This is a genomic window from Achromobacter sp. PD1 (genome assembly GCF_048541815.1).
Classification (GTDB): Bacteria; Pseudomonadota; Gammaproteobacteria; order Burkholderiales; family Burkholderiaceae_B; genus Achromobacter; species Achromobacter bronchisepticus_A.
On the sequence record NZ_CP183349.1, the window covers coordinates 6024473 to 6038786 of the forward strand.

14 protein-coding genes are annotated in these 14314 nt (G+C 66.9%); 11 read left to right on the forward strand and 3 right to left on the reverse strand.

Annotation, left to right across the window (positions count from 1 at the left end; genetic code table 11):
* Positions 1-16: 16 nt before the first annotated feature.
* The gene (locus tag ACM1PE_RS28345; protein ID WP_118934766.1) at positions 17-1345 is read right to left on the reverse strand and encodes an amidase; all 1329 of its coding nucleotides are present in this window, start codon (positions 1343-1345) and stop codon (positions 17-19) included.
* 312 nt (positions 1346-1657) lie between these two features.
* Here ACM1PE_RS28345 and ACM1PE_RS28350 point away from each other — a divergent pair, with 312 nt between their 5' ends.
* From ACM1PE_RS28350 to ACM1PE_RS28375, 6 genes are all read left to right on the forward strand, one after another.
* Positions 1658-2671: a LacI family DNA-binding transcriptional regulator gene (locus ACM1PE_RS28350; protein ID WP_059376693.1), complete on the forward strand. Its 1014-nt coding sequence runs from the start codon at positions 1658-1660 to the stop codon at positions 2669-2671.
* Between the two features lie 39 nt (positions 2672-2710).
* Complete coding sequence (locus ACM1PE_RS28355; RefSeq protein WP_118934769.1) at positions 2711-3508, forward strand: phosphodiesterase; 798 nt, start codon at positions 2711-2713, stop codon at positions 3506-3508.
* Positions 3509-3628: 120 nt separating this feature from the next.
* A complete protein-coding gene (locus ACM1PE_RS28360; RefSeq protein WP_059376689.1) occupies positions 3629-4684 on the forward strand; it encodes an ABC transporter ATP-binding protein in 1056 nt (351 codons plus the stop codon).
* A 27-nt stretch (positions 4685-4711) separates the two neighbouring features.
* On the forward strand, positions 4712-6007 hold the full coding sequence (locus tag ACM1PE_RS28365) for an ABC transporter substrate-binding protein (protein WP_059376680.1): 1296 nt from the start codon (positions 4712-4714) through the stop codon (positions 6005-6007).
* A 13-nt stretch (positions 6008-6020) separates the two neighbouring features.
* Positions 6021-6896 carry a carbohydrate ABC transporter permease gene (locus tag ACM1PE_RS28370; RefSeq protein WP_059376674.1) on the forward strand — a complete coding sequence of 292 codons (876 nt, stop codon included), beginning with the start codon at positions 6021-6023 and terminating at the stop codon, positions 6894-6896.
* Positions 6893-7693, forward strand: coding sequence for a carbohydrate ABC transporter permease (locus ACM1PE_RS28375; protein WP_042795754.1), 801 nt, complete (start codon positions 6893-6895; stop codon positions 7691-7693). The genes ACM1PE_RS28370 and ACM1PE_RS28375 overlap by 4 nt, the downstream gene beginning before the upstream one ends.
* Positions 7694-7768: 75 nt before the next feature.
* Here the strand turns inward: ACM1PE_RS28375 and ACM1PE_RS28380 are convergent, their stop codons facing one another.
* Positions 7769-8086 carry a hypothetical protein gene (locus tag ACM1PE_RS28380; RefSeq protein WP_059376671.1) on the reverse strand — a complete coding sequence of 106 codons (318 nt, stop codon included), beginning with the start codon at positions 8084-8086 and terminating at the stop codon, positions 7769-7771.
* Positions 8087-8175: 89 nt separating this feature from the next.
* Positions 8176-8523, reverse strand: a complete 348-nt coding sequence (locus ACM1PE_RS28385; RefSeq protein WP_059376669.1) for a DUF1840 domain-containing protein — start codon at positions 8521-8523, stop codon at positions 8176-8178.
* A 320-nt stretch (positions 8524-8843) separates the two neighbouring features.
* Between ACM1PE_RS28385 and argS the strand changes: the two genes are divergently transcribed.
* From argS to ACM1PE_RS28410, 5 genes are all read left to right on the forward strand, one after another.
* Positions 8844-10526 (forward strand): arginine--tRNA ligase, encoded by a 1683-nt coding sequence (gene argS / locus ACM1PE_RS28390; RefSeq protein WP_175181657.1) that lies wholly within the window; start codon positions 8844-8846, stop codon positions 10524-10526.
* Positions 10527-10535: 9 nt separating this feature from the next.
* The gene (locus tag ACM1PE_RS28395; protein ID WP_059376663.1) at positions 10536-11288 is read left to right on the forward strand and encodes an SPOR domain-containing protein; all 753 of its coding nucleotides are present in this window, start codon (positions 10536-10538) and stop codon (positions 11286-11288) included.
* A gap of 81 nt (positions 11289-11369) precedes the next feature.
* On the forward strand, positions 11370-11999 hold the full coding sequence (locus tag ACM1PE_RS28400) for a thiol:disulfide interchange protein DsbA/DsbL (protein WP_054455603.1): 630 nt from the start codon (positions 11370-11372) through the stop codon (positions 11997-11999).
* Between the two features lie 136 nt (positions 12000-12135).
* Positions 12136-13347, forward strand: a complete 1212-nt coding sequence (locus ACM1PE_RS28405) for an ABC transporter substrate-binding protein (RefSeq protein ID WP_059376662.1) — start codon at positions 12136-12138, stop codon at positions 13345-13347.
* Complete coding sequence (locus tag ACM1PE_RS28410; protein WP_187524007.1) at positions 13326-14303, forward strand: alpha/beta fold hydrolase; 978 nt, start codon at positions 13326-13328, stop codon at positions 14301-14303. Before ACM1PE_RS28405 ends, ACM1PE_RS28410 begins: the two co-directional genes overlap by 22 nt.
* Positions 14304-14314: the final 11 nt, after the last annotated feature.

The following is a 14314-nucleotide window of genomic DNA, read 5'->3' on the forward strand; positions in this document are numbered from 1 at the left end:
TGCGCGCGCGCCGCGCTTATCCGCGCGGCCAGATGTCGGCCGCGCCGATATCCGGCGCAGTGGCGGCCAACAGCCGCTGATGAACCCACTGCGCCATCGCCAGCGTGCGATGGTCGCTATAGCGCGCACCGACCAGCTGCAGCCCCACGGGCAAGCCCTGCGGGCCGGTAGCGAAGGGCAGGCTGAGGGTAGGATGGCCGAATACCGTCCACGCGCGCGAGAACTGCGGATCCCCCGTCCCCAGGTCCGCGAACGGCGCCTCGCCGCTGGCGCTGGGCGCGAGCAGCACATCGTATTTGTCGAACCACGTGTCCACGCGCGCGCGCGACTCGGCGACGCGCATCAGGTTCTTCTGATGTTCTTCAGCGGTAATGCGCGAGCCCGCTTCCAGGATGGCCTGGATCTTGGGGCTGAGCTGCGCCGCATGCTCCAGGCGCTCGTAGGCCAACGCCTGCGAAGCTTCAAACGCCATGATGTCCGAATGCAGCTGCACCAGCACGCAATGCTCTGGCGGCAGCGGCAATTCTTCGACCACGGCGCCTGCGCGCGACAGAATGGCCGCGGCCTGCGCGTAGGCTTCTTTGGTTTCGGGCAGCGCATGCCGCCATTGCAGGCTGCGGTACATGCCGATACGCGGCTTGCCGTCATAGGCCAGATCGAGCATGCGCGGATCGCGCATCAGCACGGAAGCAAACAGCGCCACGTCCGGCACCGAGCGCGCGAAACCGCCGATGGTGTCCAGGGACTCCGCCAGGCTTTTGACGCCCGCGCGGGAAATGCTGCCAAAGGTGGGTTTGAAGCCCACGATGCCGCAATAGGAAGCGGGGCGGATGATGGAAGCCGCGGTCTGCGTGCCCAAGGCGAAGGGCACCATGTCGTCGGCCACCGCCGCAGCCGAGCCGCTGGACGAGCCGCCCGGCGAGTAGGCTTCGTTGCGAGGATTGCGCGTGGGGCCTGCCAGATAAGTGGCGAATTCCGTCGTCACGGTCTTGCCGACGACGATCGCGCCCGCGCCCCGGCACAGCGCCACCGAGGCCGCGTCCAGGCCCGGAAGGTGGCGTTCGTAGATGGGCGAGCCGTAGCGCGTGGGCAGGTCGACCGTGTCGAACAGGTCCTTCACGCCCATGGGCAGGCCGTGCAGCACGCCGCGCAGCGCGCCGCGGTCCAGCTCCTGCGCACGCTCCAGCGCAGCCTGCTTTTGCAACGCGGTCCAGGCATGGATGGTGCTTTCGCGTTGTTCAATGCGCGCGAAGCAGGCGCGCACCAATTGCTCTGCGGTCAATTCGCGCCGTTGCAGCTTGCGCGCGGCTTCCAGCGCGCCAAGTCTGTTCAAGGCAGTAGACATGGTCCTTTCCTCTTTACCGGCGCCGCGCTACGCGCGGCGGCTCAACTACGCACCCGGTCCCCTTGACCGAGGATCCGCCATGCCGCGCGGTTTTCTGCCGCGACGTTCAAGTGGACCAATCCCAACCATTGTGCGCCTTGCGTCAATTAGGAAATACCCAAGAAAGTCTGATTTTTCCCTGGAAATTGCGCGCCGCGCCTTGGCTTTGTGTTGTTGCGTCGGCATCAGCATAGCGCAAACCCGTGCAACACAAAGGTCATATTTGTCGAGTAAGATGAAATCGTTTTCACGAATCCCGGCAGCAATCCCGCCATGGCCTCGCGCTCGTCGCCCCGCTTTTCCATCATTGAAGTGGCCCGCAAGGCCGGGGTGTCCCCGGCGACGGTTTCGCGCGCGTTCAACCAGCCCGAGATCGTGCATCCGGACACGCTCGCGCATATCCGCAACGTCGCCAAGCGGGCCGGCTTCCGGCCTAACCGCGTGGGCCGCAGCCTGCGTTCCGGCAGCACGCGCACCATCGGCCTGATACTGCCCACGCTGTCCAACCCAGTCTTCGCCGAATGCTTCGAAGGCGCGGAGCGGCGCGCGCGGGAATCGGGCTACAGCGTCATGCTGACCGCCACCGGCTACGATCCCGCGGTGGAATCCGCCGCGGTCCAGGGCCTGATGGACCATCAGGTCGACGGCCTCATCCTGACGGTCGCCGACGCCGCCAAGAGCGCCACGCTGGACGACCTGGACCATGCCGGCATTCCTTACGTGCTCGTCTACAACGAATCTGGCGCCCATCCCTTCGCATCGGTCGACAATCGCGCCGCCGCCAGCGACATGGTGGCGCATCTGGCCGCGCTGGGCCATCGGCGCATTGCGTTGGTCACGGGCCCCTTGACCGCATCGGACCGCGCCCGCCGCCGGCTGACGGGCGCGCGCGCCTGCGCCAAACGCCTGGGCCTGGACGCCATCCAGCACATCTCCATGAGCTCGCACACGGGCAGCGACCTCGACGCCCTGAAAGCGGCGCTGCGCGGCAAGCAGGCACCCACCGCCTTGTTCTGTTCCAACGATCTGCTGGCCACCGCCGTGATCGCGGACCTGGTGGGCCTGGGCCTGTCGGTGCCCGCCGACATCTCGGTATGCGGCTTCGACGGCATGCGCTTTGGCGCCTTGCTGACGCCGCCCCTGACCACCGTGGCCCAGCCCAGCGACGGCATCGGCGAAACGGCCTGCTCGAACCTGCTGGCGCAGATCCAGGGTCAAGCGCCGCATTCGGACCGCCTGCCGCATTGCATCGTCGTCGGCGGCACCGCCGCGCCGGTGCGCCGCTGAGGCCTCTCTCTACAACAACCATTCTTCTGCATACGCGTCATGCTCATCGCACAAATCACCGACCTGCACATGCGCACTCCGGGCGACAAGGCCTACGGCATCATCGATCCGGCGGCGTTCCTGGCGCCCGCGGTGCGCGCGCTCAATGCCCTGACCCCGCGCCCCGATTGCGTGCTGATCACGGGCGACCTGACCGACCTGGGCCGCCCGCACGAATATCAAGTGCTGCGCGAACACCTGCAGGCGTTGGAAATTCCGTACTTCCTGCTGCCCGGCAACCACGACGACCGCGCCCAGCTACGCGCGGCCTTCCCGGACCACGCCTATCTGCAAGGCGAGAGCCCCTTCATCCAGTACGCCATCGAGACCTATCCGCTGCGCATGCTGGCGCTGGACACGGTGGTACCCATGAAGAGCCATGGCGAACTCTGCCAGGACCGCCTGGACTGGCTGGCCACGCGCCTGGCCGAACAGCCCGAGCGGCCCACGCTGGTCCTGATGCACCATCCGCCTTTCCTGACGGGTATCGAGCACATGGACGCCATCGGCCTGCTGGCTGGCGCCCCCGAGCTCGAACGCATCGTGGCGCGCTTTCCCAATGTGGAGCGCGTGCTTTGCGGCCACCTGCACCGCACGATCTTCCAGCGTTTCGGCGGCACCATCGCGTCCACCTGTCCGGGCACCGCGCACCAGCTCGCAATGGAGCTGGGGCCGCGGCCAACGCTGCAATACATCATGGAACCGCCGGGCTACCAGCTGCACTGGTGGCAAGGGAAGAACCTGGTCACGCATCACGCAGTCATTGGGGAATACCCCGGCCCATACCCCTTCGGCTGAGGCCGACGCTAGACTACGAAAGTTTGTCCTGCCATACATCCGTCATGTTTGCGCTGCACAATGAAAAGGTTTTCATAACAGGCAACAATGCGGATCTAACTATTAGATCTTCGAGACAGCATGTCATCCATCGTCCTGGATAACCTCACCAAACAGTACGGCAACGCTGCCGCCATCCATGGCGTGAGCTTCACGGTTCCCGCCGGCAGCTTTACGGTCCTGCTGGGGCCGTCCGGCTGCGGCAAGTCCACCACGCTGCGCATGATTGCCGGGCTGGACACGCCCACCTCCGGCACCATCCACATCGGCGACCGCGACGTCACCCAGCTGCCGCCCGCCAAGCGCCGCATCTCGATGGTGTTCCAGTCGTATGCCCTGTTTCCGCACCTGTCCGTGCGCGAGAACATCCTGTTCGGCCTCAAGGTGCGCAAGGAGCCCGCGCGCGACTATGATCGCCGCCTGCAACGCGTGGCGGGCCTGCTGGGCCTGAACCATCTGCTGGACCGCAAGCCCTCGCAATTGTCGGGCGGCCAGCAACAGCGCGTGGCGCTGGGCCGCGCCGTGATTTCCGAAGCGCCGGTGTGCCTGATGGACGAACCGCTGTCCAACCTGGACGCGCAGCTGCGCCATGAAATGCGCCGCGAGATCCGCGCCTTGCAGCAGGACCTGGGCATCACCATGGTTTACGTGACGCACGACCAGACCGAGGCCATGAGCATGGCCGACCAGGTGGTGCTGCTGCGCGGCGGCAAGATTGAACAGCACGACACGCCCGACGGCCTGTACGCGCGTCCCGCCACCGAATTCGCGGCGCGCTTCATCGGCACGCCGCCCATGAACCTGATCGGCCTGACCTCCGCGCAGGGCGCCACCGTCATCGCCGGCACGCAGAGCCGCGCCATCGCCGGCGCCCCCGCGGGCGCCGTGAAGCTGGGCGTGCGTCCCGAACACATCCGCATCGACGCCGACGGCGTTCCCGCCACCGTGGAAAGCGTGGAGTACTTCGGCGCGGATTCCATCGTGGTCTGCCGCGTGGGCGACACCAGCGGCGTGGCCGTGCGCGTGGGCGGCCATCTGCGCGCTGGCGCAGGCGAAACACTGGGCCTGTCCTGGGAGGACGGCCAGCAGCACTTCTTTGCCGCCGATTCGGCGGTCATCAACTCCGCTGGCCGCTAGGGCCCGTACACAGGAAAGGAAAACAACATGCGTCGCATCGTACTGAAAACCCTGGCCGCCAGCCTGGCCGCCGCCTGCCTGTCGCTGCCTGCGCAAGCGCAGAACAAGCCCGTCGAGGTGGAGTTCTATTACCCCGTCGCGGTCGGCGGCCCCATCACCAAGATCGTCGACGACATGGTGGCGGATTTCCAGAAGGAAAATCCCGACATCAAGATCAAGCCGATCTACGCGGGCTCCTACCAGGACTCCATCGCCAAGGCGCTGACCGCGCTCAAGGGCGGCACCCCGCCGCAGCTGGCGGTGTTGTTGTCCACCGACATGTTCACGCTGATCGACGAAGACGCCATTGTGCCGATCGACAGCCTGGCCAAGAGCGACGCCGACAAGAAGTGGCTGGGCGGCTTCTATGACGCCTTCATGCAGAACAGCCGCACCGGCGGCCATACCTGGGGCGTGCCGTTCCAGCGTTCGACCATCGTCATGTACTACAACAAGGACCTGTTCAAGGCCGCGGGGCTGGATCCCGAGCGCGCGCCGGCGACCTGGGCCGAACTGGTCGAGTACGGCAAGAAGCTGACCAAGCAGGACGCCTCCGGCAACACCACGCAGTGGGGCATCGAGATCCCCTCGGGCGGCGCGTTCGCCTACTGGCTGTTCCAGGCGCTGACCACGCCCAATGGCGCGATCCTGATGAACGAGGCCGGCAACGAGGTCTATCTGGACAAGCCTGCGGTGGTGGAAGCCGCGCAGTTCTGGCACGACCTGTCGGCCAAGCACAAGATCATGCCGACCGGCACCATCGACTGGGGCACCACGCCCAAGGACTTCCTGGAAAAGAAGGCCGCCATGGTCTGGACCACGACGGGCAACCTGACCAACATCCGCAAGAACGCCGACTTCCCGTTCGGCGTGGCCATGATGCCGCAGCAAAAGCGCGGCGGCAGCCCGACCGGCGGCGGCAACTTCTACATCTTCAAGAGCGGCACGCCGGCGCAGCAGCAGGCCGCGCTGAAGTTCGCGCAATGGGTCACCACGCCCGAGCGCGCCGCCGACTGGAGCATCGCCACGGGCTACGTGGCCGTGACCCCGGCCGCCTGGCAGACCGAAAAGATGAAGAAGTACGCGCAGGAAGTGCCGGCCGCTGCGGTCGCGCGCGACCAGCTGGAAGTCAGCGTGGCCGAGTTCTCCACGCATGAGAACCAGCGTGTCACCAAGACCCTGAACGACGCCCTGCAAGCCGCCCTGACGGGCTCCAAGACGCCGCAGCAGGCCCTGACCGACGCGCAACGCGAGGCCGACCGCATACTGCGTCCCTACAAGTAAGCCGACAAGCACGATGAGCCGCTCTTTAAACGCGCTGTACGGCTGGCTGCTGTTGCTGCCAGCCCTCGTGCTGCTCGCCGCCTTCACGCACTACCCGGCGGTGGCGACGCTATGGCACAGCTTTTTCTCCACCCCCAAGGGCGCGCGCCCCGCGCGCTTCGTGGGGCTGGACAACTACGCCGTCATGCGCGACGACCCGGTGTTCTGGCAGTCGCTGTGGAACAACCTGTGGTTTGCGCTGGGGACCATTCCCACGTCCATCGGCATCGCGCTGGTCATGGCGCTGTGGGTCAACCGCAACCTGAGCGGGCGCGGCTTCCTGCGCATGGCCTACTTCACGCCGACGGTGCTGCCCATGGTGGCGGTGGCCAACATCTGGCTGTTCTTCTACACGCCGCAGTACGGCCTGATCGCCCAGGTGATGCAGCTGTTCGGCGCTACGGGCCCCAACTGGCTGGGCAACCGCGAGACCGCGCTGCCCGCGCTGATGCTGGTGACGGTCTGGAAGGAAGCCGGCTTCTTCATGATCTTTTACCTGGCCGCCCTGCAGACGGTATCGCCGTCGCTGCGCGAGGCCGCGATGCTGGAAGGCGCATCGCGCTGGCAGTACTTCCGCCGCATCCTGTGGCCGCTGCTCATGCCCACCACGCTCTTCGTGCTGATCAATGCCCTGATCAACGCGTTCCGGCTGGTGGACCACGTAGTGGTCATGACGCGCGGCGGGCCGGATAACGCCAGCACGCTGTTGCTGTACTACATCTACCAGGTGGGTTTCAGTTTCTGGGACACGGCTTACGCCGCCACGCTGACCGTCGTGTTGCTGGTGGTGCTGGCGCTGACCGCGCTGGTCAAGTTCCGCTGGCTGGACCGCAGGACGCACTATCAATGAAAGACAAGCTCGATACCTTGGGCGCCTGGGCGCTCGGCCTGCTGTGGATCCTGCCCCTGGCCTATGCCATGTGGGCGGCGTTCCACCCGCCCGCCTACGCGACCCGCTTCGACCTGTTCGCGCCGCTGACGCTGGACAACTTCGTGCGCGCCTGGCACGCGGCGCCGTTCCCGCGTTATTTCCTCAACACCTTCCTGCTGGTCACCATGGTGCTGGCGGCGCAACTGGTGCTGTCGACCCTGGCCGGCTACGCCTTCGCGCGCTTCGAGTTCCGCGGCCGCGATTTCGTCTTCATGCTGGTGCTGCTGCAGCTGATGATCATGCCGGACGTGCTGCTGGTGGAGAACTACCGCTCCATGAGCCAGCTGGGCATCCGCGACACGGTGTTCGCCATCGGCCTGCCTTACTTTGCATCCGCATTCGGCATCTTCCTCTTGCGCCAGACCTTCAAGACGGTGCCGCGGGAACTGGAAGAAGCCGCGCGCATGGAAGGCGCCAACGCGCTTCAGGTGCTATGGAAGGTATATGTGCCGCTGGCCAAGCCGATCTACGTGGCCTACGGGCTGGTATCGGTCAGCCACCACTGGAACAACTTCCTGTGGCCGCTGATCATCACCAACTCGGTCGAATCCCGGCCGCTGACGGTGGGCCTGCAGGTGTTCTCGTCAACCGACCAGGGCATCGACTGGTCGGTCATCACGGCCGCCACGCTGATGTCGGCGGCGCCGCTCCTGATCGCCTTCCTGCTGTTCCAGCGACAATTCGTGCAATCGTTCATGCGGGCTGGCATCCGCTAGACCCGCCTGCGGGACCGGCCCAAATGAAAACTGCCCCTATGGGGCAGTTTTTTCTTGGGGATGAGGCCGGATCGCTCAGTAACCTACCGTCAGCCCCGGCAAGTCCACGGTGATGCGCGGACGCTCCAGCGCCAGCGCCAGGTGCTCCGCGAACTCGCGCGCCTCTTTTTCGTCGGAGGACAGGGTGTCGTAGCCCAGCGCATCGGCCACGCCCAGCACCTTGTCCAGCAGCAGGACCTTGCCGCTGGGACGCAGCGGTTCGCAGCCCAGCGTTTCCCAGGCGCTGTCGAACCAGTCGCGCGCATCGCTCTGGCGCTGCGGCGAGGGCTCGACGCTGGCCGAGAGGTCAAGCGAACGGCGGGAATCGAAAACGATGGTGATGTCGCTGCGCATGTCAGGGTTCCTTGGGGTGGCGTCAGGCGAGTAGGGTAGGCAAAAAACGCCGGGCAGATTGTCCGCCCGGCGACATTGGGCTCGCCGGCTTACCAGCCGCGCGACACCTCCCAGGTGACTTCGGCGTTTGCCGCCAAGGACTGGCGCATCATGTCGAGCAGGGGAAAGGCGCGCTCCTTCAGGCCCACCATGCGGGCCATGGGCGAGGCCGGGGCCTTGTCCTCGTCCTCTTCCTCGGAGCCGTCATGGGCGCTCTGGTATTCCTCGATCGCGCGTTCGATGCCGCTGATGGCCGGCCCCAGCTGCTCGACGGTGAAAACGCCGCGCTCCGGGATCTTGTCCTTGAAGGACTTGCCCGCCGCCAGCAGCAGCGCGCCGGCATGGTCGGTCAGCATCAGAACCTCGGCCACGACCTTGGAATGAAAGGTGATCAGCATATTCCAGTCTCCCACATTGATTACTTACATACACTACCGCAACACCAGGGGACTGCCAACTGGCCTGGGGAAGCAGGTCCGACGACCGGCGCCATGTGTCCCCCCGGACCCTTCCTTGCGGCGTTCCCGCCCAGGGCGCAGGCCGGTTCCATGGCCAAATCAAGCTATGATTCAGGAGATTCCCGTGACAGCGGGACCTGACGCGGCCATGAAGCCGGCGCGCGCGGTCCGCCCGGCTACGCCGCCCCTGTCCGCTCCGCCCGACAGGCCCGGCCTGTGCGGGCGCGTCCGTCACTAACTCAGAACTTCTCCAGACGCCCATGCTCCTCGAGCAACAAAAACAGCTTATCTCCCTGATCCAGGCCGCCGTCGCGCAAAGCCTGCCCGACGCCGTGGCAAATGTGCTGCTGGAGCGCCCCAAGGTCGCCGCCCACGGCGACGTCGCCACCAACGTGGCCATGCAGCTGGCCAAGCCGGCCCGCCGCAACCCGCGCGAACTGGCCCAGGCCATCGTCGACGCCCTGATGGCCCAGCCCGGCGCCGCCAGCCTGATCGAGTCCGCTGAAATCGCCGGCCCCGGCTTCATCAACCTGCGCATCACCGCCGCCGCGCGCCAGGCCGTCATCGCCGCCGTGGCCGAGCAAGGCGCCGCCTTCGGCCGTGCGCCGCGCAACGGCGAGAAGATCCTGGTCGAATTCGTGTCGGCCAACCCCACCGGCCCGCTGCACGTGGGCCATGCCCGCCAGGCCGCGCTGGGCGATGCCATCTGCCGCCTGTACGACGCCATCGGCTGGGACGTCACCCGCGAGTTCTATTACAACGACGCCGGCAACCAGATCCAGAACCTGGCCATCAGCGTGCAGGCGCGCGCCCGCGGCCTGACGACCGATTCCCCCGAGTGGCCCGCCGACGGCTACAAGGGCGACTACATCGCCGACATCGCGCGCGACTTCCAGGCCGGCGCGACCGTTCACTCCGATGGCGTGGACGTCACCGCCACGGGCAACGTCGACAACCTGGACGACATCCGCGTCTTCGCCGTGGCCTACCTGCGCCGCGAACAGGACCTGGACCTGCAGGCCTTCGGCCTGGCGTTCGACAACTACTACCTGGAAAGCTCGCTCTACACCTCCGGCCGGGTCGAAGCGACCGTCAAGGCGCTGATCGCCGGCGGCCACACCTACGAGGAAGGCGGCGCGCTGTGGCTGCGCACCACCGAACTGGGCACGGGCGACGACAAAGACCGCGTCATGCGGAAAAGCGAAGGCGGCTACACCTACTTCGTGCCGGACGTGGCCTACCACAAGGCCAAATGGGAGCGGGGCTTCCATCGCGCCGTGAACATCCAGGGCAGCGACCACCACGGCACCGTGGCGCGCGTGCGCGCCGGCCTGCAGGCGCTGGAAGAGGGCATTCCCAAGGAATACCCGGCCTACGTGCTGCACAAGATGGTCAAGGTCATGCGCGGCGGCGAAGAGGTCAAGATCTCCAAGCGCGCCGGCAGCTACGTGACCATGCGCGACCTGATCGACTGGGTGGGCCGCGACGCGGTGCGCTACTTCCTGATCCAGCGCCGCGCCGACACGGAATTCGTGTTCGACGTGGACCTGGCGCTGTCCAAGAGCGACGAGAACCCGGTCTATTACATCCAGTACGCGCACGCCCGCATCTGCTCGGTCATCAACAACGCCGCCATGCCGGCCGCCGACGTGGCCCAGGCCGACGCGGCGCTGCTGACCGCCCCGACCGAATTCGCGCTGATGCAGCGCCTGGCCGAATTCCCCAACGTGGTGGCGCTGGCGGCGCAGGAACTGTCGCCGCACCATATCGCCTTCTGGCTGCGCGACTGCGCCTCGGATTTCCACGCCTGGTACAACGCCGAGCGCGTGCTGGTCGACGACACGGCCCTGAAGCTGGCCCGCCTGCGCCTGGCCTCGACCACGCGCCAGGTGCTGGCCAACGGGCTGGAGCTGATGGGCGTATCGGCGCCCGAGCGGATGTAACATCGGTTCATGGCAACCAAGCGCAAAACCACCCGCCGTTCCTCCGGCGAAAGCGGCAGCACCCTGTACGGCGCGCTGGCCGGCTTGCTCATCGGCCTGATCGTGGCCGCCGTCGTCGCCTTCTACGTCACCAAGGCGCCAGTGCCCTTCGTCGACCGGGCCAGCCGCCAGGGCGACAACGGCAAGCTGCCGGACCCGCGCCAGGCGCCAGACCCCAACGCCGGCCTGTACGGCCGCGACGGCGGCGCCGGCACCCCGTCCACCGGCCCGACCGCCACGGCGCCCGCGCCGCTGCCCGGGGCCGGTACCGGCCAGGCCACCGGACCCGCCGCCTCCAAGGGCGACGATACCCCCGCCAAGCTGGACGACCTGGGCGCGCTGATTGCCACCCTGCCTACGTCCAAGGCGCCCGCCGTGGCTTCGGCCGCGCCGTCCGCCACCCCCAGCCAGGCGCCCACGCCTATCTCCAAGGCCGCCCCCGCCGCCGCGCCCGCGCCGGCTCCCAAGCCGGCCGCCACCGCGTCCGCGGCCAACGGCACGTATTACCTGCAGGCTGGCGCCTTCCGGGGCGAGAACGACGCGGAATCCCTCAAGGCCCGCATCATCCTGCTGGGTCTGCCGGTGGCGGTGCAAAAGGCCGAAGTGAACGGCAAGCCCATCAATCGGGTCAGGGTGGGCCCGTTTGCCCGCCTGGACGACATGAACCGGGCACGCGGCCGCCTGGGCGAGAACAAGATCGAAACCGCGGTGGTGCGCCAGTAATGTGGGCCGCCGCGCGCGCAAGCATTGAACTTATCCGGCCCCGGGCCTGTCTGTAACTTTTTACTCAGGAACCTCTCATCCATGCTGTCCCCCAAGATAATCCGCATCCTGGCCGCGGCCGCGCTGACCGCCACGGCATTCTTCAGCCCGGCTAGCCACGCGCAAGGCACGCAGCAGTCCATCGCCATCAACCCGCCGCTGCCGTCGGACACCCCGGGCAAGATCGAGGTCCTGGAATTCTTCGCCTATACCTGCCCGCACTGCGCCGCCATGGAACCCATGGTTGAGGACTGGGCCAAGACCGCGCCGCCGGACGTGGTGCTCAAGCAGGTTCCGATCGCGTTCAACGCCGGCATGAAGCCGCTGCAGCAGCTCTACTACACGCTGCTGGCGCTGGACCGCCCGGACCTGCACCCCAAGGTCTTTGCCGCCATCCACGGCGAGCACAAGCGCCTGTTCGACAAGAAGGCGATGGGCGAATGGATCGCCACGCAGGGCGTGGACCGCGAGAAGTTCGACTCGGTCTTCGATTCGTTCAGCGTGCAGACGCAGGTGCAGCGCGCCACCCAGTTGGCCGACGCCTACCGCATCGACGGCACCCCGTCGTTCGCCGTCGGCGGCAAGTTCATGACCTCGCCGGTCATGGCGGGCAACAGCTACGAAGGCGCGCTGAAGGAAGTGACCCGCCTGATCCCGCTGGCGCGCAACTGATACGTTCCAGCCGGAATCCACAACGCCCCGAGCCTGCCGGCCGGGGCGTTTTTCTTTGCAGTTCCCGCCTGGGCCCGCGCTACACTTTCCGCACAACAAATCGCCGCAACAGCGGCACACAATGGGTGGAAGACAAATGAAGCAGCGATTCCCGCGCAAACGCGCGATGCTGGGCCTGTGCCTGGCGCTGGCCGCCGGCCTGGCGCAAGCCAACGAAACCGACGGCGTGAAGATCGGCGTACTCACGGACATGGCGGGCGTCACCGCCGACGCCACCGGCCGCGGCTCGATCGAAGCCGCCCGCCTGGCCATCGAGGAAATGGGCGGCACCCTGCTGGGCAAGCCGATTTCGCTGGTCTCGGGCGACCACCAGCACCGGCCCGACATCGGCAGCGGCATGGCGCGCAAGTGGTACGACACCGACGGCGTGGACGTGATCGTGGACGTGCCCAACTCGTCGGTCGCGCTGGCGGTGCAGGGCATCGCGCGCGACAAGAAAAAGCTGGTGCTGTTCTCCAGTCCTGGCACCACCGCGCTGACCCAGGCGCAGTGCTCGCCCTACGGCGTGCAATGGACCTACACCACGTATGCGCTGTCGCGCGGCACGGCGACCGCGGTGGTCAACGAGGGCAACAAACGCTGGTTCATCCTGGCGTCCGACTATGCTTTCGGCAAGCAGCTGGCGGCGGACACCGAGGCCGTGGTCAAGGCCAACGGCGGCGAGGTCGTCGGCACCGTCTACCACCCGCTGAACGCCTCGGATTTCGCGTCCTTCCTGCTGCAGGCGCAGGCATCCAAGGCGCAGATCATCGCCATCGCCAACGCCGGCGGCGACACCATTTCGGCCATCAAGCAGGCCGCGGAATTCGGCATCGGCGGCGCGCAGCAGCTGGCGGCCATGCTGCTGCTGATCACCGACGTGCACAGCCTGGGCCTGCAAGCCGCGCAGAAAACCTATCTGACCGTGCCGTCCTACTGGGACATGAACGACGGCACGCGCGCTTTCGCCAAGAAGTTCGAGGCCCGCGTGGGGCGTCCCCCCACCTTCCTGCAAGCCGGCGTCTACGGCTCGGTACGCCATTACCTGCAGGCCGTGAAGGCGGCAGGCACGGTGGACGCCGACGCCGTCATGGCCAAGATGAAATCGCTGCCCATCGACGACCCGTTCAGCCTCAACGCGCACATCCGCGAAGACGGCCTGGTGGTGCGCGACATGATGCTGGCGCAGGTCAAGACGCCGGCGCAGTCGAAGGCGCCCTGGGACTACTACAACATCGTGCGCAACATCCCCGGCGCGGCGCTGGCCTGGCCCTTGTCGGAAAGCCAATGCCCGCTGGTCAAGCCATGACGCAGGCGGTTCCCCAGGCAGTGGCCCTGGCCGACTTCGGCAGCTTCTACGCGGGCGGGCGGCAGGTGCGCATCGACGGCCTGCCTCGGCGCGATATCGCGTTCACGCAAAGCGCTTCGCTGGCGTATGACCCCAACGGGCTGTATCACTTCGAGCAGGCCTACGTGCAGTACTTCATCCCGGCGCGGCTGGCGCATCCGCTGCCCATCGTGCTGCTGCATGGCGGCGGCATGACGGGCGCGATGTGGGAGCAGACGCCGGATGGCAGGCCGGGCTGGATGCAGCATTTCCTGCGGCAGGGACATGCGGTGTACGTCGTGGACAACGTCGAGCGCGGCCGCGCGGGCTGGGCGCCGTTCACGCAGGTCTGGCCCGAGCCGCCCATCATCCGCAATGCCGAGGAAAGCTGGACGCTGTTCCGCTTCGGCCGCGCCGAGGACTATCCGGCACGGCGTGCGTTCGACGGGCAGCGCTTTCCGGTCGCCGCGTTCGACGACTTCATCCGCCATGCAGTGCCGCGCTGGCTGGGCAATAACGATGCGGCATTGCAGGGGTTCTGCGCGGTGCTCGACCGCGTCGGACCGTGCCTGGTGATGGCGCACAGCCACGGCGGCGAAGTCGCCTACCGCGCGCTGCACGCGCGGCCGGACCTGGTGCGCGGGGTCATCGGCATCGAGCCCTCGGGCTACTCGTCCGAGGTGACGGCCCAAGCCGTGGCGGACAAGCCCTTTCTGTTCGTCTATGGGGATTACCTGGACGCGACGCCGCTATGGGAAAAGCTGTGCGCCACCGGCCAGGCCTATGCCGATGAGCTGACGCGCCAAGGCGCCCGCGTGCAAACCTGGCGCCTGGCCGACATGGGCATTGCCGGCAATTCGCACATGCCCATGATGGACGACAACAGCGACGACATCGCCGCGCGCATCGGCGCGTGGATACGCGGCGCGGCCGCCTGAGGCCGCCGCGC

Coding starts and splice junctions, on each gene's coding strand:
- ACM1PE_RS28345 (WP_118934766.1), bottom strand. CDS start 1,345: ATGTCTACTGCCTTGAACAGACTTGGCGCGCTGGAAGCCGCGCGCAAG.
- ACM1PE_RS28375 (WP_042795754.1), top strand. CDS start 6,893: ATGAAAGACAAGCTCGATACCTTGGGCGCCTGGGCGCTCGGCCTGCTG.
- ACM1PE_RS28350 (WP_059376693.1), top strand. CDS start 1,658: ATGGCCTCGCGCTCGTCGCCCCGCTTTTCCATCATTGAAGTGGCCCGC.
- ACM1PE_RS28360 (WP_059376689.1), top strand. CDS start 3,629: ATGTCATCCATCGTCCTGGATAACCTCACCAAACAGTACGGCAACGCT.
- ACM1PE_RS28365 (WP_059376680.1), top strand. CDS start 4,712: ATGCGTCGCATCGTACTGAAAACCCTGGCCGCCAGCCTGGCCGCCGCC.
- ACM1PE_RS28410 (WP_187524007.1), top strand. CDS start 13,326: ATGCCCGCTGGTCAAGCCATGACGCAGGCGGTTCCCCAGGCAGTGGCC.
- ACM1PE_RS28355 (WP_118934769.1), top strand. CDS start 2,711: ATGCTCATCGCACAAATCACCGACCTGCACATGCGCACTCCGGGCGAC.
- ACM1PE_RS28385 (WP_059376669.1), bottom strand. CDS start 8,523: ATGCTGATCACCTTTCATTCCAAGGTCGTGGCCGAGGTTCTGATGCTG.
- ACM1PE_RS28405 (WP_059376662.1), top strand. CDS start 12,136: ATGAAGCAGCGATTCCCGCGCAAACGCGCGATGCTGGGCCTGTGCCTG.
- ACM1PE_RS28380 (WP_059376671.1), bottom strand. CDS start 8,086: ATGCGCAGCGACATCACCATCGTTTTCGATTCCCGCCGTTCGCTTGAC.
- argS (WP_175181657.1), top strand. CDS start 8,844: ATGCTCCTCGAGCAACAAAAACAGCTTATCTCCCTGATCCAGGCCGCC.
- ACM1PE_RS28400 (WP_054455603.1), top strand. CDS start 11,370: ATGCTGTCCCCCAAGATAATCCGCATCCTGGCCGCGGCCGCGCTGACC.
- ACM1PE_RS28395 (WP_059376663.1), top strand. CDS start 10,536: ATGGCAACCAAGCGCAAAACCACCCGCCGTTCCTCCGGCGAAAGCGGC.
- ACM1PE_RS28370 (WP_059376674.1), top strand. CDS start 6,021: ATGAGCCGCTCTTTAAACGCGCTGTACGGCTGGCTGCTGTTGCTGCCA.